Below are 25,241 nucleotides of genomic sequence, written 5' to 3'. Positions count from 1 at the left end.
GGCGCAGGCTGGTTGCAGTGGAAACGGGCCCTTCGGGGCCCGTTTTTTCATGGAGACGTGGCGGCGCGCGAGACAGGCCATGCCGACATGGGCCGCGCCCGCATCACCCCGCCACCGTGCTCCACGCCTGATAAACGTAATACAGAGGCCGCTGCGGATCGCAGCGGCGCGCCACGTCCGGCGCCGCGCCGCGCAACTGCATGGTAACGAGCACCATGCGCGCGGCCTTGACCGGCGAGTAGCGGTCGCGCAGCGGCAGCATGGGCAGCACCGCGCGCCATTCCGGCGGCAGGCCGTCGCAGGTGAAGGTGCCGAGCGCGCAGTAGCCCCAACCTTCGGAAGTCAGGTGCCAGAGTCGCCGGAACTGGTTGCGTGCGGGCATGATCTCCCTCGTTCGTCGCGGCGCCCGCCGCGGGAGAGGATGTGCGGGCATGGGCCAGGCCGGCCGCGCCTGGTCGGGCGGCGGCGGGCGAATGGGTTCGATCTTACCCACGGGCGGCCGCGCTGTGAATGCCCCGCGGCGTTGCCGGCCGGAAATGCGTGCGCGGGGCTGCATCCGGCGGCACGCCTGCAGCCATTTCCGGGGCCGGACCGCGCCGGCGTCACCCGCCGCCCGCCGCTGCCCGGCTACCGGCTGCCGGCCTAGATCCCGCTGAACCAGTTGTAGCCCTGGTCTTCCCAGTAGCCGCCGGGATTCTCGTTGGTGACGAACAGCGCGGCGATATGCTTGGGGTTCTTGAAGCCGAGCTTGGTCGGCACGCGCAGCTTGAGCGGATAGCCGTACCTGGGCGGCAGCGGCTCGCTGCCGAAGTCCAGCGCCAGCATGGTCTGCGGGTGCAGCGCGGTCGCCATGTCGAGGCTGGAGTAGTAGCGGTCCGCGCACTTGAAGCCGACATAGCGCGCCGTGGTGTCCGCGCCGATGCGCTGCAGGAACGTGCGCAGCGGCACGCCGCGCCATTCGCCGACGGCGCTCCAGCCTTCGATGCAGATATGGCGCGTGATCTGGCCCGCCTGCGGCAGCGCGCGCAACTGCGCCAGGCTCCAGCTGCGCTTGTCGGCGACGAGGCCGGAGACTTCCAGCCGGTAGTCGCCGCCGTCCACCTCGGGCACGTCGAATTCCTGGTAGAAGGCGTTGAACGGGAACGGCTGCGTGATCTGGCTGCGCGCGTAGGTCGGCGCCAGCCGCGCGCCGCTGAACAGCCACGCCTGCACGCGGTCGTTCCAGCGCGACATGGACCACAGCACCTTGTCCACGGTGTCGCCGTCCTGCAGCGTGCAGCCGGCCAGCATGGACACCGCGCCGAGCGACAGCGACGAGCGCAGGAACATGCGCCGCTGCAGGCGCGCCAGCTGCGGCCGGAAATCCGCCGCGCTGAGGGCCGGCCGCGCCGGCGTGGCGATGACGCCGGCCGCGCGCGGCGCGTCTTCGGTGCGGATGGAATCGGGACGCGCGGCTGGCGTCTTGCCGGACGGCTCGCTCATGCTTCGGCTTCTCCGTGATGGCCGCGCCGCGCGCGGCCGGTGAACATGGGCAACAAGGTGGACGGCACGGCCACGACCAGCGCCAGGTGCACGGCGACGAAACCGACGATGCCGGCCATCGCGAAGAAATGCACGCGGCGCGCGGTGTCGAAGCCGCCGAACAGGCCGGCCAGCCACCAGAGCTGGACCGGCTTCCAGATCGCCAGCCCGGACGCCACCACCAGCACGCCGAGCAGCAGCACCGCCACGTACATCAGCCGCTGCACCGCGTTGTAGGCGCCGGGCCGGTGCGGCAGGCGCAGGCGCAGCGCCAGGCCGGCGTCGCGCAGCGCGGCGCGCGCGCTCAGCGGCAGGAAATGCCGGCGGAAATGGCGCGTGGCCAGGCCGTAGCCGAGATAGAGCAGGGCATTCGCGCACAGCAGCCACATCGCCGCGAAATGCCAGGCGATCGAGCCGCCCAGCCAGCCGCCGACCGTGGCCCACGCCGGGAAGCGCAAGCCGAACAGCGGCGAAGCGTTGTAGATGGCCCAGCCGCTCATCACCATGCAGGTCATGGCGAAAGCGTTGATCCAGTGCGTGGCGCGCACCGCCAGCGGGTGGACGATGGCGCGCCGCGCGGCGGCGGGAGTGGGCTTGCGCATGGCACGTGCCTTACATCGGCGGCACGACGCCGTTCTTGCCGGCCGAGACGAAGCGCGCGGTCAGCGCGCCGTCGGCGGCCTTGCTGGCGAACAGCACCACGTGGGCGCCGGGCACCAGCAGCGAGCGGTCGCCCGGCTCCAGGTTGACGATGGGCACGTCGGCGGGGATCACGATGCGCTTTTCGCCTTCGGGGTACTTGACCGTGATGGTGCGGCCGTTGCTGACCACCACGCTGCCCACGGTGCCGTTGGTCATGCTGCTGTTCTTGCCCAGGTCCCAGGCGCGGTGGCCTTCGCCGCTGCCGCGCATGCTGGGCGGGAACACGTGCACTTCCAGCGCCTTGAGCGAGCCGTCGGCCTGCGGGATGGCGGCCGAGCCGATGTAGCTGCCGGCCTTGATCTCGTCGACCTTGGCCAGCGTCACGGCGCGCACCGCGGTGTCCTTGCCCAGGCCCACGTCGAGATCCTGGCCCGAGCGGGTATGCACCTTGAGCGTGTCGCCGGCGAGGGCGGTCACGGTGCCGCGCACGCCGATCGGCGCCGCGGCCGGCGCGGCGGTGGCCTGCGCCTGCGCCGCCGGGGCGCCTGCGAGGGCGGCGCCGGCCAGCAGGGCGGCGGCCAGCACGGTACGGCTCAACTTGCTCGAAACGATGTTCATCCTGCACCTCTGTAAGGGTGGAAACCGAGGTGCAGGTTAGGGCCGCCGGCGGGTCGCGCTGGTGACTTTTTGGTGACAAATTTGTCACTAATTCGCGCGTACCGCTCGCTAGAATGACAGCCATATCCGCACAACCGGGCAGTGCATCATGAGCATCCTCGTCATCGAAGACGATCCCAAGACCGGCGACTACCTGCGCAAGGGCCTGCGCGAAAGCGGCTATGCCGTCGACCTCGCGCGCACCGGCACGGACGGCCTGCACATGGCGCTCGAGCATCCCTACGACCTGGTCGTGCTCGACGTGATGCTGCCCGGCATCGACGGCTGGGAAATCATGCGCACGCTGCGCGCGCGGCGCGACCTGCCGGTCATCTTCCTGACCGCGCGCGACCACGTCAACGACCGCATCCACGGCCTCGAGCTGGGCGCCGACGACTACCTCGTCAAGCCGTTCTCGTTCGTCGAGCTGGTGCTGCGCATCCGCACGCTGCTGCGCCGCGGCGTGGTGCGCGAGGCCGAGCTGTTCGAGTTCGCCGACCTCAAGCTCGACGTGCTGCGCCGCAAGGTCACGCGCCAGGGCATGGAGATCACGCTGACCAACAAGGAATTCCTGCTGCTGCACCTGCTGGTCAAGCGCCAGGGCGAGGCGCTGTCGCGCACGCTGATCGCCGCCGAGGTGTGGGACATGAACTTCGACAGCGACACCAACGTGGTGGACGTGGCCATCAAGCGCCTGCGCGCCAAGGTGGACCAGCCGTTCGACAAGAAGCTGATCCACACCGTGCGCAGCATCGGCTATACCTTCGGCGAGGGCGCATGACCAGCGGCACGGGCACCGGCATGGTCACCTGGTACCGGCGGCCGTGGTCGCTCACGGTGCGCACCACGGTGTCGTTCGCGCTGATCGCCTGCGTGGTGATCGGCACGCTGGGCGCGTATTTCTACCAGTCGGTGAAGGCCTCGATGGAGGCGCACGCCGATCTCCAGCTGATCGGGCGCGTGACGCATTTCAGCCGGCTGGCCAGCGACGTCTACACCGTGGCCGAGCTCAAGCACCGCCCGCTGCTGTTCGAGACCATGCTCGGCGCCGAGCGCGACGTGCTGATCTTCCGCCGGCCGGGCGAGGCGCCGTTCATCCGCGTCAACCCGGACGACCTCGCGGTGCCGCCACAGCTTGCCGCGCTGATGGCCGGCGATGGCAGCGCGCCCACGCGCGAGGCCATCCTGCGCACGCGCCTGCGCGACGGCGTGCCGATTTACTGGGCGGCGGCGCTGGCGCGCTCGAACGAGGACGGCAGCATGGTCGAGGTGATCGCCGCCCATCCGCTGGCTAACGAGATGCAGATGCTCGGCGCCTACCGCGACCGCGTGCTGCTGGCCACGCTGGTGGGCATGCTGGCGGCCACCGCGCTGGCCTTCTTCGCCATCCGGCGCGGGCTGCGGCCGGTGGGCAGCATCGCCGCGCGCGCCGCCGAGATCAGCCCGGCCAGCCTCGACGTGCGCCTCGACGAGCGCGGCGCGCCGGCCGAGCTGCGCGGCCTCGTGGGCGCGTTCAACGCCATGCTCGACCGCCTCGGCGAAGGCTACGAGCGGCTCTCCCAGTTCTCCGCCGACCTCGCGCACGAGATCCGCACGCCGGTCGGCGCGCTGATCGGCCAGACCCAGGTGGCGCTCAGCCAGGTGCGGCGGCCCGAGGAATACGAGGAGGTGCTCGAATCCAACCTGGAAGAGCTCAACCGGCTCGGCAACATCGCCGAGAACATCCTGTTCCTGGCCCAGGCCGACCACGCGCGGCTGTCCATCGAGCATGCCGCGGTGGCGCTGCCGGCCGAGCTCAACAAGATCGCCGAATACTTCGAAGGGCTCGCCGACGAGAAGGGCATGCGCTTCGAGGTGGCGGCCGACGGCATGCTGTGGGCGAACCCGCTGCTGTGCCGCCGCGCCATCAACAACCTCGTGGTCAACGCCGTGCGCTACGGCGCGCCGGGCAGCGTGATACGGCTGTGCGGCGCGCGCGAGGGCGGCAGCACCGTGGTGTCGGTGGAGAACCAGGGCGAAGCCATCCCGCGCGAACAACTGGACCGCCTGTTCGACCGCTTCTACCGCGGCGACGCCGCGCGCAGCCGCGTGGCCGAATCCAACGGGCTCGGCCTGGCCATCGTGCAGGCCATCATGGCGCTGCACGGCGGGCAAGCGGAAGCCACCTGCCCGGCGCCGGGGCGCGTGCGTTTCGCGCTGCGCTTTCCTTCGCATCTGCCTTCGCATCTGCCCCCGCATTCTCCTTCGCAACTGTCGCCCGAATCCGCCGCGTAAGGACGCCGGCGCGCGGCGCGCAGGAAACGTCTTGCTACCTTGGCGGAAACGGCTGATGCGCGCGCGCCGCATCAGATCGATCGCGCCCGCCGACAGAAACATGCCGCGCATGCTTGGGAAGTGTCTGGTGCGCAAGCCGCATTCGGTCACGTACTATTTCCACGCTGCTGCAACGCATTTTTCGCAGCGATATTCTGGAAGGTAGCGGCAACGAGGCCGGGCAGCCGATGGCACCGTGCCTCGCGGCCATCTTGTCTTAGCCGGTGAAGTCTGCCGGGTGCCGGGCTTGCCTGCCGGGCGCCCGCCGCTTCCCGCCGCTTCCCGCCGCGGCCCCCGTGCGGCGAAGGCTAGTGCGCTCGCGCGCCACTCTCCAGCACGCTCCCCCGGCCGCCTGGCGGCCAATGGTCATGGTTTGTCCGAGCATGCCTTCAAACGTCGTCCGCTCCCGTTTCTCCGTCGCCCTCTCGGTGTGGCGCGCCCTGTTCCTGCGCGAGGCCAATGCGCGCCTGGCCACCGAGCGCGGCGCCTGGCTGTGGCTGCTGCTCGAGCCGGCCATCCACATCGGCTTCCTGATGCTGCTGTTCGGCGTGGTGCGCCACGTGCTGATCCCGGGCATGGCGTCCAGCCTGTTCATCCTGGTCGGCATCCTCGGTTTCTTCCTCGTGCGCAACGTCGCCGGCCGCGGCGCCGAGGCGATCAAGGCCAACGCCGCGCTGTTCGCGTACCGGCAGGTGCGCCCGGTCGATGCGGTGCTGGTGCGCGCCGCGCTCGAAGGCCTGCTCTACGGGCTGGTGTTCGTCGTGCTGCTGGCCGCCTGCGGCCTGGCCGGCGTGGACGTGTGGCCGCGCGACCCGCTGCAGGTGCTGCTGGCCGCCGCGCTGCTGTGGCTGCTGGGCGTGGGGCTGGCATTGAGCCTCGCCACGCTGGGCACGCTGGTGCCCGAGCTCGGCCGCATCGTCAGCCTGTTCTTCGCGCCGCTGTACTTCATCTCCGCGGTGATGTACCCGATCGCCAGCGTGCCGCGCCCGGCGCGCGACTGGCTGCTGCTCAACCCGATCCTGCACGGGCTCGAGGCCATGCGCGGCGGCTTCTTCCCGGCCTATCGCGGGCAGGCCTACGCCAGCCTGTCCTACCTGCTGGCATGGTCGCTCGGCAGCGTCCTGTTCGGGCTGGCCCTGCAGCGGCGCTTCGCCACGCGGCTGGTGGCGCAATGATCAGGATCTCCGGCCTGCACAAGCGCTATCGCGGCGCGCCGACGGACGGCTGGGTGCTGCGCGACGTGTCGCTCGAAATCCCCGCGTCGAGCCGGATCGCGCTGATCGGCCGCAACGGCGCGGGCAAATCCACGCTGCTGCGCCTGATCGGCGGCACCGACACGCCCAACCGCGGCGAAGTGGTGCGGCGCTGCCGCGTGTCGTGGCCGCTCGGGTTGTCCGGCGGCTTCCAGGGCTCGCTGAGCGGGCGGCAGAACGCCAAGTTCGTCTGCCGCATCCACGGCGCGCAGGCGGGGCTGGACGACAAGCTCGCCTTCATCGAGGACTTCGCCGAACTGGGCGCGGCGTTCGACGCGCCGGTCAAGACCTACTCGTCCGGCATGCGCTCGCGGCTGGCCTTCGCATTGTCGATCGCCTTCGAGTTCGACATGTACCTGGTCGACGAACTGACCGCGGTCGGCGACGCCGCCTTCAACGTCAAGTCCCGCCAGGCCTTCCAGGATCTCGCCGGGCGCGCCGGGCTGGTGATGGTGTCGCACAGCGAATCGACCCTGCGCAGCTATTGCGAATCCGCGGTCTGGCTGCACGAAGGCAGCGCCTACCGTTTCGACAGCGTGGATGACGCCATCCAGGCATACAAGAAGAGCATGACAAGGTGAGCAAGCTGTTCGGGCAACTCAAGCAATGCGGCTGGCTCTGGCGCATCGCCATCGGCGCGTGCCTGCTGGCCGCCGTCTACTGGGGCGTGGTCGCCTCCGACCGCTACGTGTCGGAAGCCAAGGTGGTGGTCGAGCGCAGCGACGCCGTGGGCGCCACCGCCACCGACTTCTATGCCTCGCTGCTCGGCGCCAGCGCGGCGCCGCAGGACCTGCTGCTGCTGCGCGAATACCTGCTGTCCGCCGACATGCTCAGGAAGCTCGACGCGCGGCTCGCGCTCAAGGCGCACTACAGCAGCGCGCAGCGCGATGCCCTGTCGCGCCTGTGGCCGGCCGACGCCTCGTTCGAGCGCTTCCATGCGTACTACCTCGGGCGCGTGAGCGTGGAATACGACGACTTCTCCCACACGCTGGTGATCCGCGCGCAGGCCTACACGCCGGCGATGGCGCAGGCCATCGCGCGCCTGCTGGCCAGCGAAGGCGAGCGCTTCATCAACGAACTGGCGCACCGCGTCGCCGGCGAGCAGGTCGTCTACATCGAGAACCAGGTGCGCGTGCTGGGCGAACGCATGAAGGCCGACCGCCAGGCGCTGCTGGCCTACCAGAACGCCAACGGGCTGGTGTCGCCGCGCGGCGACGTCGAGAACCTCTCCGGCGTGGTGGCCGGCGCCGAGGCGGAACTGGCCGACCTGCGCGTCAGGCGCGCCGCGCTCAAGGACGTCTACACCCCGCAGTCGCCCGCGATCCAGCAGATCGACGCGCAGATCGCCGCCGTGCAGGCGCAGATCGGCGCGCAGCGCGCGCGCATGACCTCGCCCAGGAACCGCGCGCTCAACCAGGTGGTGGAAGAGCACGAACGCCTGCAGGCCGCCGCCGGCTTCAGCCAGGACCTCTACAAGACCGCGCTCGGCGCGCTGGAGAAAGCGCGCATGGAAGCCACGCGCAAGCTCAAGAACGTGGCCGTGGTGCAAAGCCCCACGCTGCCCGAATATCCGCTGCAACCGCGCCGCGTCTACAACATCGCCGTGTTCGTGCTGGCGGCGCTGGCGCTGGCCGGCGTGCTCCAGCTGCTCGGCGCCATCATCCGCGATCACCGGGACTAGCCATGCTTCGTTTTCTTCTCGTCCTCCTGTTCGCCATGAGCGCGGCAACGCAAGGCGCGCACGCGCAGGCCGGCGCGCGCGCCGGTGCCCGCATCGGTGCTCCCATCAACGGCGAGCCCGACTACGCCGCCCTCGCCGCGCAGGGCGGCCTGCCGCCGCCGGGCGCCACCGGCATGGCCGCCGAAGCCGCCATCCCCACGGTGCCGGCACGTCCCGCCCAGCCCGTGCCGGACAGCGCGCCGCAGAATGATGACTATGTCGCCAACCTCGCCAGCGACGCCTTCGGCGCGCAGCTCTTCACCGGCGCCTTCAGCCGCGAGAGCGCATCGGTCTTCAATCCCAGCCACGTCATCTCCGTGGGCGACCGCATCCAGTTGCGCATGTGGAACGGCTACAACCTCGACACCGTGCTCGCGGTGGACGCCGGCGGCAACATCCTGCTGCCCGAGGTCGGCCCGTTCCGCGTGCAGGGCATCGCCAACGCCGACCTGCAGGCCGCCGTCACCGCCGCGCTGCGCCGCGTGTTCGCCAGCCGCGTCTCCATCTACGCCAGCCTGCTCGCCGCGCAGCCCGTGCGCGTGTACGTCACCGGCGCCGTCTACCGCCCCGGCATGTACAACGGCACCTCCAGCGACAGCGTGCTGCGCTACCTCGACCAGGCCGGCGGCATCGACCCAGAGCGCGGCTCCTTCCTCGACGTGGCCATCAAGCGCGGCACCCAGACCCTCGCCGTGGTCAACCTCTACGACTTCCTGCTCAAGGGCGAGCTCGCCACGCGCCAGCTCAACAACGGCGACGTGATCTTCGTCCAGCCGCGCAAGCACACCGTCAAGGTCGGCGGCCTCGCCGAGAACGCCCGGCGCTTCGAATTCCAGGGCGAGCAGGCGCGGCTCGACCAGATCGCCCGGCTGGCCAAGCCGCTGCCGTCGGCCACCAACGTGCGCGTGGTGCGCAACACCGGCACCATTCGCAATGTCGAATACTTCCCGATCTCCCAGGACCGGGAAATCATCCTGCAAGACGGCGACGAGATCGAATTCACCGCCGACAAGCGCCCCGGCACCATCACCGTGCGCGTGGAAGGCGAACACGCCGGCCCGCAGGAATTCGTGCTGCCCTACGGCAGCCGCATGGGCGAGCTGCTCAGCCAGGTCGCGTTCACGCCGCAGTCCGACGCCGACAGCATCCAGCTCTACCGCCTCAGCGTGAAGGCGCGCCAGAAAGTGCTGCTCGGCACCGCGCTGCGCAGCCTCGAATCCAGCGTGCTCACCGCCCGCTCCGGCACCGCCGACGAAGCCCAGCTGCGCAAGGAAGAAGCCGCGCTGGTCCTGCAATGGGTGGAGCGTGCCCGCAAGATCGACCCCACCGGCCAGACCCTGATCGCCAGGGCCAGCACGCGCGACCAGCTGCTGCTGGAAAACGGCGACATCCTGCGCGTGCCGGTCAAGGACGGCCTCGTCATCGTCAACGGCGAAGTCCTGTTCCCCAACGCCGTCGCCTTCGACGCCGGCATGAGCGTGGCCGACTACATCCAGCAGGCCGGCGGCTACTCGCAGAACGCCGACAGCGCCCGCGTGATCGTCGCCCACCGCGACGGCAGCTTCTCGGAAAGCAAGTGGGGCACGCAGGTGCGCCCGGGCGACGAAATCCTGGTGCTGCCGCGGGTGGACATGAAGACGCGGCAGTTCGCGAAGGACGTGTTTCAGATTCTTTATCAGTTGGCGATTTCGGCCAAGGTGGTGTTGGGGTTGTGAGGCGAGCTATGTCATATCGCGATGATTCATTGCCATCCGTCATGGACGCGGCGAGGGCGGAGCCGCAATCGCCCTGGCTGCGGACCGGTGCACGGCACCGCGTGGTCGGAGTCGTCTCTCGCGGGATTCTGCGGATTCCTCACCTCGCTTCGCTGCTTGGCTGCCGGTATCGGCCGATTGCTCGCTGGCGCCCGGGTTCGCCAGCGAGCGTATGCGCGATGGCTGGCTGGGGCCGTAAGCCGAGCGCCCTGCGGGCTCGCCGGTTGGCGGATGAACACGGAGTGCCCTATCTGGCATTGGAGGACGGCTTCCTGCGGTCCATCGCACCGGGCAAGCAGCAGGGTACGGTTTCGATGGTGATCGATGACGTTGGCATCTACTACGACGCCGGGAGCCCGTCTCGCCTCGAGATCCTGATCGGGCAGGCGGAACTGGATGAAGACCTGCTTGCACAGACGCGGCGTGGCATCGGCCTGATCCTGCGGCATCGGCTCTCCAAATACAACCACGCACCGGTCGTCCTGCTGCCGCAACGGCGTGGCGCTGCGCGAGTGCTCGTAGTCGACCAGACCTCGGGCGATATGTCGGTGGTGCTGGGCGGGGCCGGCGGACCAACATTCGCAGCCATGCTGAACGCCGCGCTGCGTGAATGGCCCGACGCCGAAATCTGGGTCAAGACCCATCCCGAGGTGCTGTCCGGCGGCAAATCCGGCTACCTGGACATAGGCAGGGAACTGCCACGGGTCCACTGGCTCGCGGAAGACTGCTGTCCGCTGTCGCTGATCGAGCAGGTCGACCGTGTCTATGTCGTCACCTCGCAGATGGGCTTCGAGGCGCTGATGCTGGGCAAACCTGTCACGTGTTTTGGGCAACCGTGGTATGCGGGCTGGGGGCTGACCGACGACCGCCACCCGGAGCGTGGGGTATTGCGCCAGCGGCGTGCCTGCTGCCGTACCTTGGAGCAACTATTTGCGGCGGCCTACCTGAAATACACCCACTATCTCGACCCCGCGACCGGCGCAGCCGGCACCTTGTTCGATGCCATCGATTGGCTTGCTCGCAACAAGATCTTGAATGACGAACATCGTGGCACCTTGTATTGCCTTGGCATGAGCATCTGGAAACGCGCCGTGGTACGCCCGTTCCTGAGCATGCCGTCGAACCGGTTGAAGTTCGTGAAAAGGCTTTCGCAAGAACAGGTCGCCGGGCTGCCTGCCGATGCGAGCCTGGTGGTCTGGGGGAGCCGGCATCCGTTGCTTCGCTCCACCGCATTCGAGCATGGCGTCCCGGTGCTTCGCATTGAGGACGGCTTTGTCCGCTCGGCCGGATTGGGTTCCGACCTGAATGTTCCGCTTTCCCTGGCACTCGATGGCCCCGGCATCTACTACGATCCGCGCCGACCAAGCCGCATGGAAACCATGCTTGCCACGGTCCGGCTCAGTGACGCGGACCGGCTGCGCGTGACGCGGATCCGGGAGCGCATTGCTCGGCTGGGGATCAGCAAATACAACCTGGGTGGCGCGTTCTCGCTGCCGGAGCACAGCATCAGCCGCAAGGTCTTGCTTGTACCCGGACAAGTGGAAGGGGATGCATCCATCCAGTTCGGGTCCCCGCGGATAAGAAAGAACCTGGACCTGCTGGCCGCCGTGCGCGCGGCCAACCCGAACGCATGGATTGTCTACAAGCCGCACCCGGATGTGGTGGCGGGCAACCGCCACGGCGCTGTCGCCGCCACGGAACTTGCCGCCTTGGCGGACCAGATCGTGGCACGGGCGAACATAAGCGCCTGCATTCGCGCAGCCGACGAGATCCACACAATGACCTCGCTGACCGGCTTTGAAGCGCTGCTGCAAGGCCGGAAAGTGCATTGCTACGGCGCGCCATTCTATGCCGGCTGGGGATTGACGGTCGATCACGTGCCGCTACCGCATCGCCAGCGCCGCCTGTCGCTGGACGAACTCCTGTTCGTGACGCTTTGCAGCTATCCACGCTATCGCCTGCCTGGCGCGGAAGGGTTTTGCTCGGTCGAGGACGTTGTCGCGCATCTGTCGGATAGCAGCCGGACACCGGCTGGTATCGGCAGTCATTGGATAGGCAGGCAGTTTCGCAAGGCACGGGAACTGGCTCGATTGCTGTTCTAGCTTGCGGAGATTGGACACCCTCATTGACACGCGCCATGAATACTCAGTCAGGGTCAGTTGGAAAGATCATGCACTTACTCTTGAGAGATCGCCGGAATACGATCGGTCGCCAGGCTGATCCGGGAATCGCCCGACGAGAACGAGCCGGGAAGGGATCGACGTCGTCGTTGGCTTCCTCAACTGCGTCCGGCGGAGCATCGGTGGAGCAGGCGAGCATCGGCCAGCTTGCCGGATATCGTCGCATCCTGCTGCTGCAAGGGCCGAATGGTCCCTTCTTTGCGGGCTTGCGCGATCAACTCGAGCAGTACGGCAGTTGCGTCTGGAAGATCAATTTCAACGGTGGTGACGATCTGTTCTACCACACCGGCAATATCCTGCGCTTCCGCGACAAGATGGGCGGCTGGGAGGATTTTCTGCTTGCGTTCCTGGCCCGGGAGAGGATTGAGGCCATTGTCGTGTTCGGCGATTGCCGGCGTCCTCATCGCATCGCTGCCAGGGTTGCCAGAAAGAAGGGGATCGCGTTCTGGGTGTTCGAGGAGGGTTATGTCCGCCCCGACTACATCACGCTCGAGGCCGGCGGTGTCAATGCCGACTCCCCGTTGGGGTCGTTGTCGCTGGATCAGATACCGGATATCGCGAAGCCGCCCAGGCACCTTGCATTCCATCACACCTTCCGCAAGATGGCGTGGTACTCGTTCTTGTACTTCGCCGCTGGCTTGGCCGGCGCCTGTCGCTACCCTCAATACCGGCACCACAAGCCGTTCGGCTTGCGAGAACTGTCGTGCTGGTTGCGGGCCGGCTATCGCCGGCCTTTGTACCAGCATAGGGAAAAGGGAACGATCAAGAGACTGCTGTCGCACGATCATCCACCGTTCTTCCTCGTTGCGCTGCAGGTCCACAACGACAGTCAGATCCGCATGCACAGCCCATGGCGGCGCGTCGAGGATTTCATCGAGTGGACGATGTTCTCGTTCTCCCGATACGCCCCTGCGGGCTCCATGCTGGTGATCAAACACCATCCGATGGATCGTGGTCACACGGACTACACGCGGATGATCAGCGCTTGCGCCCGACGCCTCGGCGTGGCATCGCGCGTGGCCTACGTGCATGACGCACATCTGCCGTCGCTATTGCAGCGCTGCAAGGGCCTGGTGACAGTCAATTCGACGGTCGGATTGCAGGCGCTCTTTCACAGCGTGCCGGTCATCGTGCTTGGCCGCAGCTTTTATGCGAAAGAGGGCGTGACCTTCCTGGGGAGCCTGGACGAGTTCTGGTCCAGCGGCGCGCCCCTCGACAAGGCCGCAAGCACTCGCCTGCGCAACTACGTCATACGCGCCTCCCAGATCAATGCGTCGTTCTACGCCAAAGCCGGCTCCGCGGATATCGGCTACGCCGCTCACAGGTTGAAGACGCTCGGGATGCGTCTCGCGTGCATTGCCAGTCTTGTGACACTCGATGTACTTGACGGTACCCCCTTCGATATTTCCGGAAAGCTGCGCTGGACGCTCGCCATATTCGGCGTTGGATGAGGCGTTTCTCCGATGGGGACTCGGCGTGGCGCCGGCACTTTGTCGAACGGCGTCCCGGTATGGAACGATCACAGGAAGTGACCATGAACAAGATTCTCATTGTCGGCCATCACTCGTCGCAGTATCAGGATGTCGAGCGACTGCTGAACGAATGTGGCATGAGCCGTCCCTTGCCGTCTCGGCGGGAGAAGCTGATGCCGGTAGAAATCGGCGCCACTCTTCTGAAGGCTCATGGCGTATCTCCCCTGAACAAGACCGGGGCGGATGGCCAGCTTCAGCAGATTGAAGCCAGTCCGATCTGGCACGGCATGGCGCTTGACCTGATGCTCGGCAACCTGGATCAAACGCTCTGGGGATGGGCGGATCCACAAGCCGTTCATCTGCTCGACTACTGGAAGTCGCTTGACCCGAGACTCACATTCATCCTTGCATACGACAGCCCGCGGAGCTTGCTTGCGCAGATCGAGGATGCCGACACCAAGCTGACACACGAGCACCTGCGGCAACGCATCCATGACTGGAGCGCTTACAACGCCGCCTTGCTGCATTTTTTCCATCGCAATACCGATCGTTCCCTGTTGGTGCATACAGGACAGGTCCGATTGTCCGCTAACCACTACCTCCAGCAGGTTCGGGCACGCATCGGCGCGCCATTGAACACGCCCTTGGGGATTCCCCATGCGGGGGAGGATGAAGCGCAATCTGAGCAGCGGTCCGGCGCGGCGCATCCGGAAGGCACCGCCGCCTCGGCCACGTCGCGCCCGGACGATGTCGGTACGCCATTCCCGCCAGCGGATGCGCTGAGTGAGTACCTGTCGGAGGCCTTGCTCCAGCAGTTTCCCCAGGCGCAGCAGATCTACGAGGAACTGCAGTCCGTTGCGGATCTTCCGCTCATCGAGCGTGTGCCTGTGGACAATGCAGCCCTTGGCGCATGGCGTGTCATGGCTGCACGCCATGTCCAACTGAACAGTCTGCGGTCCTCCCTGGCCCACACCCAGGAGGCGCTGGATAGTCTTCGCCTCGACTACCGGCATCAACGCGAGAAAGCAGAGTCATTGATGCTCTACAAGCGACTTGCGACCGAGCGGCTGGCACGTCTTGGCGAGCTGGGGACGACAATGGCCGCTCGAGCCCGGTTTGCCGAAGCACAGTCTGCCCAGCTAAAGGAAGCGCAAGGCCGGCTCGCAACGGAACGCGAGACCGGACTGAAAAATGCGCTCTTGCACGCACAGCTCAAGCAGGCCCACGAGGAACTGGAGCGCTGCCATCTCGAGGCCAAGCTGCAACGCGAAACAATCGCGTCCTTGACGCACAACGAAGCGCTTGCGGCTGAACGCCTGGCGCAGCTCGGGGAACTCAAGCTGCGGGTGGATGCTGGAGCCAGGCTCGCTGACGACCGGGCAAGTCAAGTCAAAGAGATGGGCATGCAGCTTGCATCGCGGCGGCAGCTCGAACAAGAAAACGAATTGCTGCTCAAGCAGCTTTATCAAATCCAGACGGAACTGGAGCGCAGTCATCTCGAGTGCAAGCAACAGCGCGAAAGAGTCGATGCCTTGCTGTCGAGCGAAAAGCTGGCAATCGAAGGATCAGAGGAACTGGCGGAACTCAGACTCCGGTTGGCCGACCACAGCCGGCAGGCGGAAGAGCAAGGCCGGATCGACATACGGCAGGAGCTCGAGCAGGAGAATCAACTCCTGTTCAAGCAGCTTCATCAGATGCAGGAAGAACAGGAGCGGCATCATCGTGAGATGCGGTCGGCCAAGGTCGCCGACCAACTGAAGACTCGCAACTTCAGGCCGGCGCTTGAATACCGTGGAGCGGCTGATCGCATCAAACACGGGCTGACCTACCGTCTGGGTACGACGATGATTCTGCGGTCCCGCTCCATAGGCGGGTGGATCACCATGCCCTGGGCACTACTGCGTGAGACGCGGCAATTCCGTGCCGAGGCGGCAAAGCATGCTCAGCTCGGGGTTCCCTTGCACGAATACCGTGATGTCCACGAAGCCGAACGCGCAATGCGGCATCTCTCATATCGGCTCGGCGCAAAGTTGCTTGCCGGTTTGGGCTCGCCGCTCGGCTGGCTGAAGTTGCCGATGGCGCTTCGTCGTGAAGTCAAGGCGTTTCGGCAAGAAAGGACGAGCCGGGCATGAAATCCAGGACCCTATCGCCCTCGGTTTTTTCATGGATGCGGCATTTCCTTGTGCTTCATCCTCCAGACGGCGTTCTTTATGTTGGAGCAGGGACCGGCGCAGGAAGGTGGGTACAACTCCTGCTGGAGGAAGACGTGCCCAATGTCACGCTTGTAGAAGCTGATGACGGGCAGTTCGTGCACCTGAAGCGCAGCATTGCCGGACATGAGGGATGGGACCTGCAAAAGCGCTTTATCGCTGCCAATGCCGGAACCGCCACCTTCCATGTGGCGAGCCAAAGCGCGGAAAGCGGCTTGCTGGATCCGGCGCGACTTCATGGCCTCTGGCCGAATCTCAAGAGCCGGGCGCAACTGGCTCTGCCAACCACTACATTGGAGAGGCTTCAGCAGGGAGCGGCCCTTTCCGCCAACTGGCTGGTGGTGGACTGCTTGCCTGCGCTGCCGATCCTTCAGAGCGCTGCCGACAAGCTCGACCGCTTTGACGTGATCACGCTGCGCACGCTGTTCGATAGCGTGGTTCCGCCGGAAGTCGGAGCGAGCCTATCCGAATTGACGCGCTTCCTCTGCACACGCGGGTATCGCTGTATCGCCACCGAAGCCGGGCGGCACCCGCTTATTGGTCATGTCATTTTTGTCAAGGATTTTCGATTCCTCCTTAGCGCATTGCAGCAGCAATCGACCGAGACGTTTCTGGATTTTCAGGCTGAAAAGAAAAGATTGATGCAGAATCTGAAACGCCTGGGGAAATTGGCGGAAGAGAAAGAAAATAATATCGACAAGATAGCCAATGAAAAAACAGCAGCGGAGATCCAGGCAATAAGAATCAGGAAAGAGTGCGAAATACTAAGGCGTGCCAATACGCGCATGGAATTAATGATCGGATGCGACGGCGAAAGGTATCGTCAGAGCAGTATAGCCAACAAGAAAAAAACAGAGAGAGAAAAATTGAGGACGGGTAACGGAATCCATCCGATGCGGATTGATTCTCCATCCGGAATTTCATCCGGAAAGCAGGAATTTTCCAGTGCAAAATACTGGAATGACAGGTATCTCAAAGGAGGGAATTCCGGATATGGATCATACGGGCGGCTTGCCGAATTCAAAGCCAGGATAATTAATGAGTTCATCCAGAATAATAAAATAGAAAAACTCATAGAATTTGGCTGTGGCGATGGAAATCAGCTCGGAAAATTCTCGGTAGGGCGCTACATTGGTGTTGATATAAGCCCCGCGATAATTCAGGTGTGCAAAGATAGATTCTCGACAGACCCAGGAAAATCATTCCTTGTGGTCGACGATTTTATCGAGAGTTCGGATTGCGCCGAACTGACATTATCATTGGATGTGATATTTCACCTGGTAGAAGATGATCTATTCGAGAGATATATGTCGATGCTATTTCGGAGTTCGACACGGTTCGTGTTGATCTATTCATGCGAACAGGAGTCTGTCGCAGGAGATGAGGTTCACTTGCGCAGACGGAGATTCACCAACTGGATCGATGAAAATCTTGCGTCCTGGCGTCTGATCGATTTTATCAGGAATGACTATCCTAGCGACGGAGAGAGGAATTCAAAATACTCGTCGTTCTCGGATTTTTATTTCTACGAACTGCAGCAGCAATGAACGACGTCCTCACGAAATTGGGGATTGGTTTTTGAATATTGAGGTGTCGAAAATGTCCGTTTATAGTGAAGACGTCAACCATACCATATTGCGTCATGATGAAGCCAGAATTCATTGCTTGTGTGATGCAACAAAACCGTCAACGCTAGATGACCGGTTGCGCGAACTATTTTCCGATTTCCTGGAGCACAGATCGAAAAATCCCGAGATATTCTGGCAGGCTTTTATCGATCCTGAGTACCAGGAAAGAACAACTCCGCGCATGAATGAAATCATGGTCTTTGCGGCACAGGCCAGGAATCAGAAGAAGGATATTTCGACTTTCCTGATCGATGAAACCGCGTTTTTGTTGTCGATTCCTCCTCCGTGCAAAATTCCGGATAATTTTCCAGAGTTCGAGAGATTGTTCTCGACTGCAGACCGTCGTAGCAGTGACTTCAATGATCTTCCCTCGCTAGAGGATTTCAAGAATGCCATCGCGGAAGGGAGGAGCCAGCGATTTCTGCGTGCAATTGAGAGGTTCTTACCGCAATACATTACCTATCTTTCATCAAGCCCAAGGATACAACGAAAGAGAATCAATGATCTCGTTTCAATATTGGGGTATTCGCAAGACATAACCGGGGTTCTTGAAAATATTGGGTTCAACTTGTCGGAGGCAATTTCCAGGATCGATTTCGTGGCAGATGATGAAGCAAAGGTGAGGGAGATCGACAATCTCCTTTATTTATCATTCGAGCTATCTTCTGAAGATTTCCCCGATCTTTTTCTTGCTAATTTCGAGAAATTATTATCTAAAATAAAAAATAGTTGCCCTGAACTTAAAATGTTCTGCCGGGGACTCAGGCAGAGTTTTCTGAAGGGGCTCGCATTGCGCAGACTATATTCCGATGCTATAGATTTTATTGCAAGAAACGTGAAATCCGAAGACGCCGATTCATTTGTTCTCATTACCCAGGCAATGGCAATACGGAAGGAGATTGGTGGGTTCGAGTCTGATTTTGGAGCGGCGACGGTCGAGAGAATTCTTCATCTGTCTGAGAAATCTCTTCTATTACTCTCGCGAGATTTGAGGAGAGCCAGCCTGGTGAAGGGCATGTCGTGTGAGGGCGATTCGTCGGAAATTGTTATTGATTTGTTCGAGAAAAATCTCTCTATTGATGCTTCGTCCGAAAATGATGCGAATATCTGGGCCGCCAGGTGCTTGGTTGCGTTGGCTGTTTTTGGTGTTGCCACAAAATTCCTGCTCTGGTTTCATGAAAACTTCCGGAGACTGGGGTTCGATGAGGGGCGACGAGATTCGCTCCTCGCCATTTCCGGATATGACATTCCATTTATATCAAATATAAACAGGAGTCTGATCGATTCCGGGTTCGGACACACATTGATTTCACCGTCGAGATACGGATCGGTGAGAGATTATATGGCGGGGGTGCTGGAAAAATGGGAAAGGGAATCGGCTGAGGTGGTTGGGGACACGGATGATCTTCCCTTTGTTTCCGTAATCATGACCACATTCTCGCCAGATTTCGAATTGCTGTATCTGTCGTTGCGCTCCATTGTGAAGCAGGAACGGGTACGCCTGCAGGTCATCCTGGTTGACGACTGCTCTCCCGGCAACCCGGATGCGGCATTCAGAAACACGATTGCCAGGGCCATGAATGGAATCGATCCGGGGCGATGCGAGATAGTCTTTATGCGGAATGAAATAAACCAGGGACAGTATGAGTCCAGAAATACGGCAATAGGTATTTCTAAGGGGGACTATATTGCCGTGCAGGATGATGATGATATATCTCATCCGGAGAGATTGATCTATCAGACAGGTCCGCTGGTTTGCGATGAAGGAATAATGGCAACACATGCCCAGCACCTGAGGATTTCAGAGGAGTCCGGCTTGATGCCGGATGGTTCCGTCCCAGGCGAAATTGAGGGGGACGGTCCCGTTTCATTCATCTGGAGACGTGGCGTGTTTGGCCAGATTGGTGGCTTCCTGCCAACTCGGACACGAGGAGATATTGAATTCCGGGCGCGGATGAAGCGAATTTATGGCGACCAGGCCATCGTGGCCATCAATAAGCCATTGGTCTTGACGCGGGGTGGGTTGGGCACGATTTCGTCGGGACGGGAATACATGTATCGCACTGCGTTGGAGACAATGCGATACATGATGACTCATACAGTCTGGAAACAAGGAGGAGGGGATGATGCCTTACTTTGGATCCCGCAGTTGCTGAGAAATTGAAAAAATTATAATTGAGCTATTGAAAATGGAAAAAATATTCGTTTGCCTGACCACAATTAGTTCCAGGCTGGCATCTGTTCATAAAGTGGTCGAATCTATCTTGTCTGCGAGATTTGATCTGGTAGATTATGAGGTAAGACTATATATTTCAAATTACCCCTATCTGCTGGACAAGGGATGCGGGGAAATCACGGACCAATTGAAAAATTTGGTCAGAAAAGAGAGAGGGAGATTTTCGATACATTACGTTGATAATTCCGGCCCTTACAGGAAGATATTGCCAATCATCAATCATGTCTACTCGTTGCCGCCCGCGGATTTCCTGGGATCTTTGATTGTGACTGCTGATGACGATACGCTGTATCCAAAAGACTGGCTCGATGGCCTGTACCGTTGTTTCAAAGAGAGGAAATGCGTTATCGGATATCGAGCACGCTCGATAGTATTCGATGGTAATAGTCCTGATAAATACAGGAAGTGGGATAAGGTTATTCGAGTTAACCCATCGATACGAAATGTCCTGACCGGAAAGGATGGAGTGCTGTATTCGCCTTTTCATTTCCACCCCAAGGTCAGGGATGTCGTTTCCGCAGTCAAATATGCCCCTAAAGCAGATGATTTGTGGCTGAAGGCGCACACCCTTGTTTTTGGCGTCGGCTGTTTTGCCATCAACGATGCGCTGTCGGATGCATTCCCTTCGGTCGAGGCAGGAGATCCAGGGCCTTCCTTATATGAGTCATTCAATAAGAGAGGTGGAAATGACGAGTCGGTTTCCAGATTGAACAATTACCTTGTTTCGAACTTCGGTGCCGGATTCTTCGAACTATGCAAAAATCCACGGCAGTATCCTGGCTACATGCCTATAGTTTCTGTTACGTAATTCTTGTGCGGATGATGCAAGATTTTTTATTAATTGTACTTGCTTTTTATTTATTGATTATTAATGATGGACATGCTGGATCGATTTATCTGTCTATGGAATTTTCGCAGAAACCGATTCGCGCATGTCCTTGCAAAGGCAGATGCGCACAGTTGCGCCAGCAACAGTCTTGAGCTTTGGTCGTATTACCGCCTGAAGATGTATGCGGCAATTGTTGAGCGAACACGCACGGATCGACATTGGCGTGGTCTGTTTGCCAAGGCCGTTGCGTTCGCTGCATGTGGCCGGCTGGGCGAAGCCGAGGTAGAAGCCCGGGAGTTCTTGCGGCGGGCGGACTGCAGACCGCATCGTGAGGCACTGGCCGGTGCGTTGGCCCCGTTCATGCCTGAATTGGCGATACAAATGCTCGATAACCCTTCGGCGTCGGTTTCCCTGCGAGCGGCCCTATTGCTGCGGACGGCTGCGTTTTCCGAAGCTCGCGCAGTATTGAAAGAGGCATTTGCAAAAGGAGAACAGCGCAGGTTCCCCGAACTCCATCTCTATCGATCCAATACGGAACGAGGAGCACCCGCTCAACAGTTGATCCGCCTGAATGCGTTCTTGCAGACATATCAATTGCCGCAGTTGTCGCTCTGCGATGCCGGTCTGCCGCCATCGCCGCTCAATGTGCAAGCCCCGGCACCGATTAAGACGGTTGATGGCCCGCTTGTCAGCGTACTCATGACGACCTACCAAACGGGGCAGCGGGCCGATATGGCGATCGGCGCAGTGCTTGGGCAGAGCTATCGAAATATAGAGTTGATAATCATTGACGATGCGAGCGATGATGAGACGCCAGACATCGTGCGGGCCTGGGCAACGCGAGACCACCGGGTCAAATATCTACGTCTCGGCTGCAATGGTGGCACCTATCTGGCAAAGAATATCGGTCTGCACCATGCACGAGGCACGTTCGTTACCTGCCACGACTCGGACGACTGGTCGCACCCTTTGAAGATCGAACGTCAGGTAAAGCCTTTGCTGGAGGACTCACGCTTGATCGCGACCGTTTCGTACTGGGTGCGCATGCAGGACGACGGGATCTTTTACGCGCGGCAAGTGCATCCGCTGATGCGCATGAATTCCTCGTCGCTCTTGTTTCGAAAGGACAAGGTCTTGAAGCGGGCGGGTGCCTGGGATCGCGTGCGGACCGGCGCGGATAGCGAGTTCCTGGCACGCCTTCGCCTGGTATTTGGCGATGCCGCCATACGGCGGGTAGTGCAGCCGCTGGCGCTAGCGGCTCATCGGCCGGATTCCCTGATGACCGCCGACGCTACAGGCTATTCGGACAGTGGTATTTCGTCGCAGCGCCAGGCTTATTGGGAAGCATGGTCTCGCTGGCATATCGACGCACTGCGCATGCGATACCAGCCGCGCATGCCATTCGATATCGAACGGATCGAGGCAGAGCGCCCGTTCGCCGTGCCCAGGGAGATTGCTCTCCGTGCGAGCGATGCCGCCGCGTGCATGGCCAGTATTGAATGCTTCCCGCAAGAATGATCCGATGGGGATCTGTTGCGAACGAGAAGCCGCGGCAAGAGCTATGGGTAAGGTGTCATAAGGCGGCTCATGCACAATCCGTGGTGGAAACCGAGGTGGCGCGCGCAATGCGGCGCGGAGCGCCAGGCACAACTGCCGCGTGTGGATATGAGCGCTGGATGCCCGAGTCTCGATGGGTCACATGAAAATGGAATAATTTCAGAATTTTCCCACCACAAGAAGAATCCATAAGGATTTGGGAATTTTCCACTAAATTGTGGCTTATGACCGCAATATAATATTTTTTCCTGACCAGGAATTTTATATTTTTATTGATGCCTGAGTTCATTGAGAAAAAATGAAAAATACTCTTGTGGAACGACTTAACAGCAAGCGAGCCGTAATTGGGATCGTCGGGCTGGGATATGTTGGACTGCCGCTGCTGCTGCGCTATGTGGATGTCGGCTATCACGTCATCGGTTTCGATATCGATCAGTCAAAAATCGATGCCTTGCGCCAGGGCAGGACCTATATCGAACACATCCCGTCCGCGCAGATCCAGGCTGCTGCCAGCGGAAATCTGGAGGTCACGACCGATTTTTCCCGAGCGAAGGAAGCAGACGCCCTGATCATTTGCGTGCCGACGCCATTGAACCGTTACCGAGAGCCGGATCTGAGCTTTGTCCTTGGGACGGTGGATGCGTTGATTCCTCATCTTCGTCCTGGCCAGGTGCTATCTCTCGAAAGCACGACCTATCCGGGGACAACTGAGGAAGAGCTGCTGCCGCGAATCGAATCGCGCGGGCTGACTGTCGGGCAAGAGGTGTTTCTGGTGTTCTCTCCGGAACGAGAGGATCCGGGAAATACTGATTTTTCCACGCGCACCATTCCAAAGATATGCGGCGGACATACGGCCGCATGCTTGGATGTCGGCATGGCTCTCTACGGAGCAGCGATCGATACCGTGGTTCCCGTCAGTTCCACGCGCGCCGCCGAGCTGACCAAATTGCTGGAAAACATACATCGCGCGGTGAATATCGGGCTGGTCAATGAAATGAAGATCGTCGCCGATCGAATGAATATCGATATCCACGAGGTAATCAGCGCCGCCGCGACCAAGCCATTTGGCTTTGTCCCTTATTATCCTGGCCCAGGTCTGGGCGGGCATTGCATTCCCATCGATCCGTTCTACCTTACATGGAAAGCCCGTGAGTATGGTTTGCACACTCGTTTCATTGAGCTGGCGGGGGAGATCAATTCATCCATGCCGGATTATGTGATTGAAAAGGTAATCGGCGCGCTCAATCAGGTCAAGCGCTCCGTCCGCGGCAGCAAGATCCTGGTGCTTGGCATCGCCTACAAGAAAAACGTGGACGATATGCGTGAGTCGCCTTCGGTCGTGCTGATGGAAAAATTGCGCGCACTCGGAGCCGAGGTGGCCTATAGCGATCCTCATGTACCGGTTTTCCCAAAAATGCGAGAACACAGCTTTGACCTGAGGAGCGTGGATCTGAGTGCCAGCGAGATCGGCCGGTACGATTGCGTTCTTGTCGCCACGGATCATGATCGTTTTGACTACGACCAGATCCGGAAGTGCGCGAAGGTGGTGGTCGATACTCGCGGTCGTTACCGGCAAGCGGCAGGAAATCTGGTCAAAGCCTGAGGCAACCTGTCTGTCCGATCATCACCGGGTAGGCATCCGGGGCCTTCAGCTCGCGGGCATTGATACCTGCCAATGGCCCGCTGCCTCCGATGCCGGTGGTAGCCAGCCGATCAGAGGCAATGCAACTGATCGGCCAGCGCTGCGAGACAGCATGAGCTGCTGCGCTGTTGGCTCGTTCCGGTGAGTTTCTCGATCTCGTCAGATTTGACCAGAGAAATCTCGAGCCGGGACCGGCTTGTCGTTCCTACAACAACCCATCCAGCAAATCCGGCCCGAACACCTCGCGATGCACGCGCTCCGCCTTTACCCCGCGCGCCGCCAGCGCGGCGCGCTGCGCCTGCATGAAGGGCAGCGGGCCGCAGAGGTAGAAGTCGGCGTCGGCGAGGTCGTCGCCGGCGAAGATGACGTCGATGTCCATGCGGCCGGGCAGGGCGGGCTGGGCCAGGAATTCGGCCGGCTCGCCGGACTCGAGGAAGAAGTGGGTGCGCAGGCCGGGCAGCTGGCGCGCGGCGTGCTTGACGTCCTTGACGTGGGCCACGTGCGAGGCCATGCGCGCGGCGTGGCCGAAGACGACCTTGCGCGCGGGGTTGCGCTGCGCGACGGCGTTGAGCGCGGAGATCATGGGCGTGACGCCGACGCCGGCGGAGAGCAGCACGATGGGGTGGGCGGGCTCGATGGCGGGCGCGAAGTCGCCGAACGGCTGGCTGACCATCAGGACGTCGCCGGCGCGGGCGTTGTCGTGCAGCCAGTTGGAGACCGCGCCGGCGGGCAGGCCGGCGTCGTCGCCGCGCTCGCGCTTGACGGAGATGCGCCAGGTGCGGCCGTTGGGCGCGTCGGAGAGGCTGTACTGGCGCTGCTGGAACACGCCGTGCGAGAGTTCCACCACCACGGAGATGTACTGGCCGGGCAGGAAGTCGGCGAGGGTGGTGCCGGGGACGGCTTCGAGCGTGAATGAGGTGATGTCGGCGCTCTGTTCCTCGCGCGCGACGATGCGCACCGGCTGGCGGTGGTCGGGACCGGTGCCGGCGCGTTCGTAGAGGCGCGTCTCGGCGGCGATCAGCTCGGCGGCGAGCAGCCAGTAGGCTTCGTCCCAGGCGGCGACGAGCTCGGGCGTGGCGGCTTCGCCCAGCACTTCGCCGATGGCACCGAGCAGGTGGCGGGCGACGACGGTGTAGTGGCCGGGCTTGATGCCGACCGAGGCGTGCTTGTGGACGATGCGGCTGACCACCGGGGCCAGCGCGCTGTTGTCGCCGTAGTTGGCGGCATAGGCGAATACGGCGGCGGCGAGCGACTGCTGCTGCGCGCCGTTGGCCTGGTTGCCCATGTTGAACAGGTTGGTCAGTTCGGGCCTGTCGGCGAACATATTGCGATAGAACGCGGCGGTGATGGCCAGGCCATGCTGGCGCAGCACGGGTACGCTCGCATCGATCAGGGGTCTCGATTTTTCAGACAGCACTGCAACCTCCAAAGATATACACTAAATGCAACAAATGGGGCGAATGAATCCGCAACAGGGGCGGCGGCGGGCGATCTGCGCTTTGTCCGCGTCACCTCGGAACCCATTCTATTAAACATGCATTTGCCGTGCAACATAAATTTGCGGCATCGCAAAAGATGTATCGAAGGGCCATGTTAGACTGCGTATGCCGCCGGCGCGGCGCCCGCG

General features: G+C 61.9%; 19 protein-coding genes. 14 read left to right on the top strand and 5 right to left on the bottom strand.

Translation table 11 applies throughout. The features are described from left to right. Nucleotides 1-103 precede the first annotated feature (103 nt). From K206_RS0117470 to K206_RS0117455, 4 genes are all read right to left on the bottom strand, one after another. Entirely contained in the window at nucleotides 104-382 is a 279-nt protein-coding gene (locus tag K206_RS0117470) for a hypothetical protein (protein ID WP_020203688.1), read from the bottom strand. Nucleotides 383-642: 260 nt separating this feature from the next. Beyond that, entirely contained in the window at nucleotides 643-1,482 is an 840-nt protein-coding gene (locus K206_RS0117465; protein WP_020203687.1) for a molybdopterin-dependent oxidoreductase, read from the bottom strand. Beyond that, complete coding sequence (locus K206_RS0117460) at nucleotides 1,479-2,123, bottom strand: cytochrome b/b6 domain-containing protein (RefSeq protein ID WP_020203686.1); 645 nt, start codon at nucleotides 2,121-2,123, stop codon at nucleotides 1,479-1,481. The genes K206_RS0117465 and K206_RS0117460 overlap by 4 nt, the downstream gene beginning before the upstream one ends. Nucleotides 2,124-2,133: 10 nt before the next feature. After that, nucleotides 2,134-2,781, bottom strand: coding sequence for a hypothetical protein (locus K206_RS0117455; protein ID WP_020203685.1), 648 nt, complete (start codon nucleotides 2,779-2,781; stop codon nucleotides 2,134-2,136). A 148-nt stretch (nucleotides 2,782-2,929) separates the two neighbouring features. Here K206_RS0117455 and K206_RS0117450 point away from each other — a divergent pair, with 148 nt between their 5' ends. The 14 genes from K206_RS0117450 (at nucleotide 2,930) to K206_RS0117395 (ending at nucleotide 23,575) form a co-directional block, all read left to right on the top strand. Further along, a complete protein-coding gene (locus tag K206_RS0117450) occupies nucleotides 2,930-3,601 on the top strand; it encodes a heavy metal response regulator transcription factor (RefSeq protein ID WP_020203684.1) in 672 nt (223 codons plus the stop codon). 20 nt (nucleotides 3,602-3,621) lie between these two features. Further along, on the top strand, nucleotides 3,622-5,094 hold the full coding sequence (locus K206_RS38535) for a heavy metal sensor histidine kinase (protein WP_081651434.1): 1,473 nt from the start codon (nucleotides 3,622-3,624) through the stop codon (nucleotides 5,092-5,094). 422 nt (nucleotides 5,095-5,516) lie between these two features. Next, complete coding sequence (locus K206_RS0117440; RefSeq protein ID WP_020203682.1) at nucleotides 5,517-6,308, top strand: ABC transporter permease; 792 nt, start codon at nucleotides 5,517-5,519, stop codon at nucleotides 6,306-6,308. Further along, the gene (locus K206_RS0117435; protein ID WP_020203681.1) at nucleotides 6,305-6,967 is read left to right on the top strand and encodes an ABC transporter ATP-binding protein; all 663 of its coding nucleotides are present in this window, start codon (nucleotides 6,305-6,307) and stop codon (nucleotides 6,965-6,967) included. Before K206_RS0117440 ends, K206_RS0117435 begins: the two co-directional genes overlap by 4 nt. Next, entirely contained in the window at nucleotides 6,964-8,067 is a 1,104-nt protein-coding gene (locus K206_RS0117430; protein WP_020203680.1) for a hypothetical protein, read from the top strand. Before K206_RS0117435 ends, K206_RS0117430 begins: the two co-directional genes overlap by 4 nt. Before the next feature lie 2 nt (nucleotides 8,068-8,069). Then, nucleotides 8,070-9,821, top strand: coding sequence for an SLBB domain-containing protein (locus K206_RS0117425; protein ID WP_029043752.1), 1,752 nt, complete (start codon nucleotides 8,070-8,072; stop codon nucleotides 9,819-9,821). Nucleotides 9,822-9,829: 8 nt separating this feature from the next. Then, complete coding sequence (locus K206_RS0117420) at nucleotides 9,830-11,962, top strand: capsular polysaccharide biosynthesis protein (protein ID WP_369796899.1); 2,133 nt, start codon at nucleotides 9,830-9,832, stop codon at nucleotides 11,960-11,962. Between the two features lie 200 nt (nucleotides 11,963-12,162). Continuing rightward, entirely contained in the window at nucleotides 12,163-13,491 is a 1,329-nt protein-coding gene (locus tag K206_RS0117415) for a capsule biosynthesis protein (RefSeq protein WP_020203677.1), read from the top strand. A gap of 83 nt (nucleotides 13,492-13,574) precedes the next feature. Further along, on the top strand, nucleotides 13,575-15,644 hold the full coding sequence (locus tag K206_RS0117410) for a hypothetical protein (RefSeq protein WP_020203676.1): 2,070 nt from the start codon (nucleotides 13,575-13,577) through the stop codon (nucleotides 15,642-15,644). Next, complete coding sequence (locus K206_RS42935; RefSeq protein WP_155888112.1) at nucleotides 15,641-17,269, top strand: class I SAM-dependent methyltransferase; 1,629 nt, start codon at nucleotides 15,641-15,643, stop codon at nucleotides 17,267-17,269. The genes K206_RS0117410 and K206_RS42935 overlap by 4 nt, the downstream gene beginning before the upstream one ends. A 52-nt stretch (nucleotides 17,270-17,321) precedes the next feature. Beyond that, nucleotides 17,322-19,514, top strand: a complete 2,193-nt coding sequence (locus K206_RS41670; RefSeq protein ID WP_196812888.1) for a glycosyltransferase family 2 protein — start codon at nucleotides 17,322-17,324, stop codon at nucleotides 19,512-19,514. A 25-nt stretch (nucleotides 19,515-19,539) separates the two neighbouring features. Further along, complete coding sequence (locus K206_RS42930) at nucleotides 19,540-20,394, top strand: hypothetical protein (RefSeq protein ID WP_155888111.1); 855 nt, start codon at nucleotides 19,540-19,542, stop codon at nucleotides 20,392-20,394. Nucleotides 20,395-20,457: 63 nt separating this feature from the next. After that, complete coding sequence (locus K206_RS40920; protein WP_081651430.1) at nucleotides 20,458-21,933, top strand: glycosyltransferase family 2 protein; 1,476 nt, start codon at nucleotides 20,458-20,460, stop codon at nucleotides 21,931-21,933. A 337-nt stretch (nucleotides 21,934-22,270) separates the two neighbouring features. Next, on the top strand, nucleotides 22,271-23,575 hold the full coding sequence (locus tag K206_RS0117395; RefSeq protein ID WP_029043750.1) for a nucleotide sugar dehydrogenase: 1,305 nt from the start codon (nucleotides 22,271-22,273) through the stop codon (nucleotides 23,573-23,575). Nucleotides 23,576-23,819: 244 nt separating this feature from the next. On the opposite strand, the gene K206_RS0117390 is transcribed toward K206_RS0117395, so the two are convergent. Then, nucleotides 23,820-25,031 (bottom strand): globin domain-containing protein, encoded by a 1,212-nt coding sequence (locus K206_RS0117390; RefSeq protein WP_029043749.1) that lies wholly within the window; start codon nucleotides 25,029-25,031, stop codon nucleotides 23,820-23,822. Nucleotides 25,032-25,241 lie beyond the last annotated feature (210 nt).

The sequence above is a fragment of the Cupriavidus sp. WS genome (assembly GCF_000395345.1).
Lineage (GTDB): Bacteria > Pseudomonadota > Gammaproteobacteria > Burkholderiales > Burkholderiaceae > Cupriavidus > Cupriavidus basilensis_B.
Note: the sequence above shows the minus strand (reverse complement) of the source record. Positions and strands in the feature narration are given on the sequence as shown.

Bases quoted from the DNA above. Each gene is read 5' to 3' on its own strand.
- K206_RS0117410 (WP_020203676.1), top strand. From the start codon at position 13,575: ATGAACAAGATTCTCATTGTCGGCCATCACTCGTCGCAGTATCAGGAT.
- K206_RS0117435 (WP_020203681.1), top strand. From the start codon at position 6,305: ATGATCAGGATCTCCGGCCTGCACAAGCGCTATCGCGGCGCGCCGACG.
- K206_RS0117465 (WP_020203687.1), bottom strand. From the start codon at position 1,482: ATGAGCGAGCCGTCCGGCAAGACGCCAGCCGCGCGTCCCGATTCCATC.
- K206_RS0117420 (WP_369796899.1), top strand. From the start codon at position 9,830: ATGTCATATCGCGATGATTCATTGCCATCCGTCATGGACGCGGCGAGG.
- K206_RS0117470 (WP_020203688.1), bottom strand. From the start codon at position 382: ATGCCCGCACGCAACCAGTTCCGGCGACTCTGGCACCTGACTTCCGAA.
- K206_RS0117460 (WP_020203686.1), bottom strand. From the start codon at position 2,123: ATGCGCAAGCCCACTCCCGCCGCCGCGCGGCGCGCCATCGTCCACCCG.
- K206_RS0117455 (WP_020203685.1), bottom strand. From the start codon at position 2,781: ATGAACATCGTTTCGAGCAAGTTGAGCCGTACCGTGCTGGCCGCCGCC.
- K206_RS0117395 (WP_029043750.1), top strand. From the start codon at position 22,271: ATGAAAAATACTCTTGTGGAACGACTTAACAGCAAGCGAGCCGTAATT.
- K206_RS0117440 (WP_020203682.1), top strand. From the start codon at position 5,517: ATGCCTTCAAACGTCGTCCGCTCCCGTTTCTCCGTCGCCCTCTCGGTG.
- K206_RS42935 (WP_155888112.1), top strand. From the start codon at position 15,641: ATGAAATCCAGGACCCTATCGCCCTCGGTTTTTTCATGGATGCGGCAT.
- K206_RS0117450 (WP_020203684.1), top strand. From the start codon at position 2,930: ATGAGCATCCTCGTCATCGAAGACGATCCCAAGACCGGCGACTACCTG.
- K206_RS42930 (WP_155888111.1), top strand. From the start codon at position 19,540: ATGGAAAAAATATTCGTTTGCCTGACCACAATTAGTTCCAGGCTGGCA.
- K206_RS38535 (WP_081651434.1), top strand. From the start codon at position 3,622: ATGGTCACCTGGTACCGGCGGCCGTGGTCGCTCACGGTGCGCACCACG.
- K206_RS0117425 (WP_029043752.1), top strand. From the start codon at position 8,070: ATGCTTCGTTTTCTTCTCGTCCTCCTGTTCGCCATGAGCGCGGCAACG.
- K206_RS41670 (WP_196812888.1), top strand. From the start codon at position 17,322: ATGTCCGTTTATAGTGAAGACGTCAACCATACCATATTGCGTCATGAT.
- K206_RS40920 (WP_081651430.1), top strand. From the start codon at position 20,458: ATGATGGACATGCTGGATCGATTTATCTGTCTATGGAATTTTCGCAGA.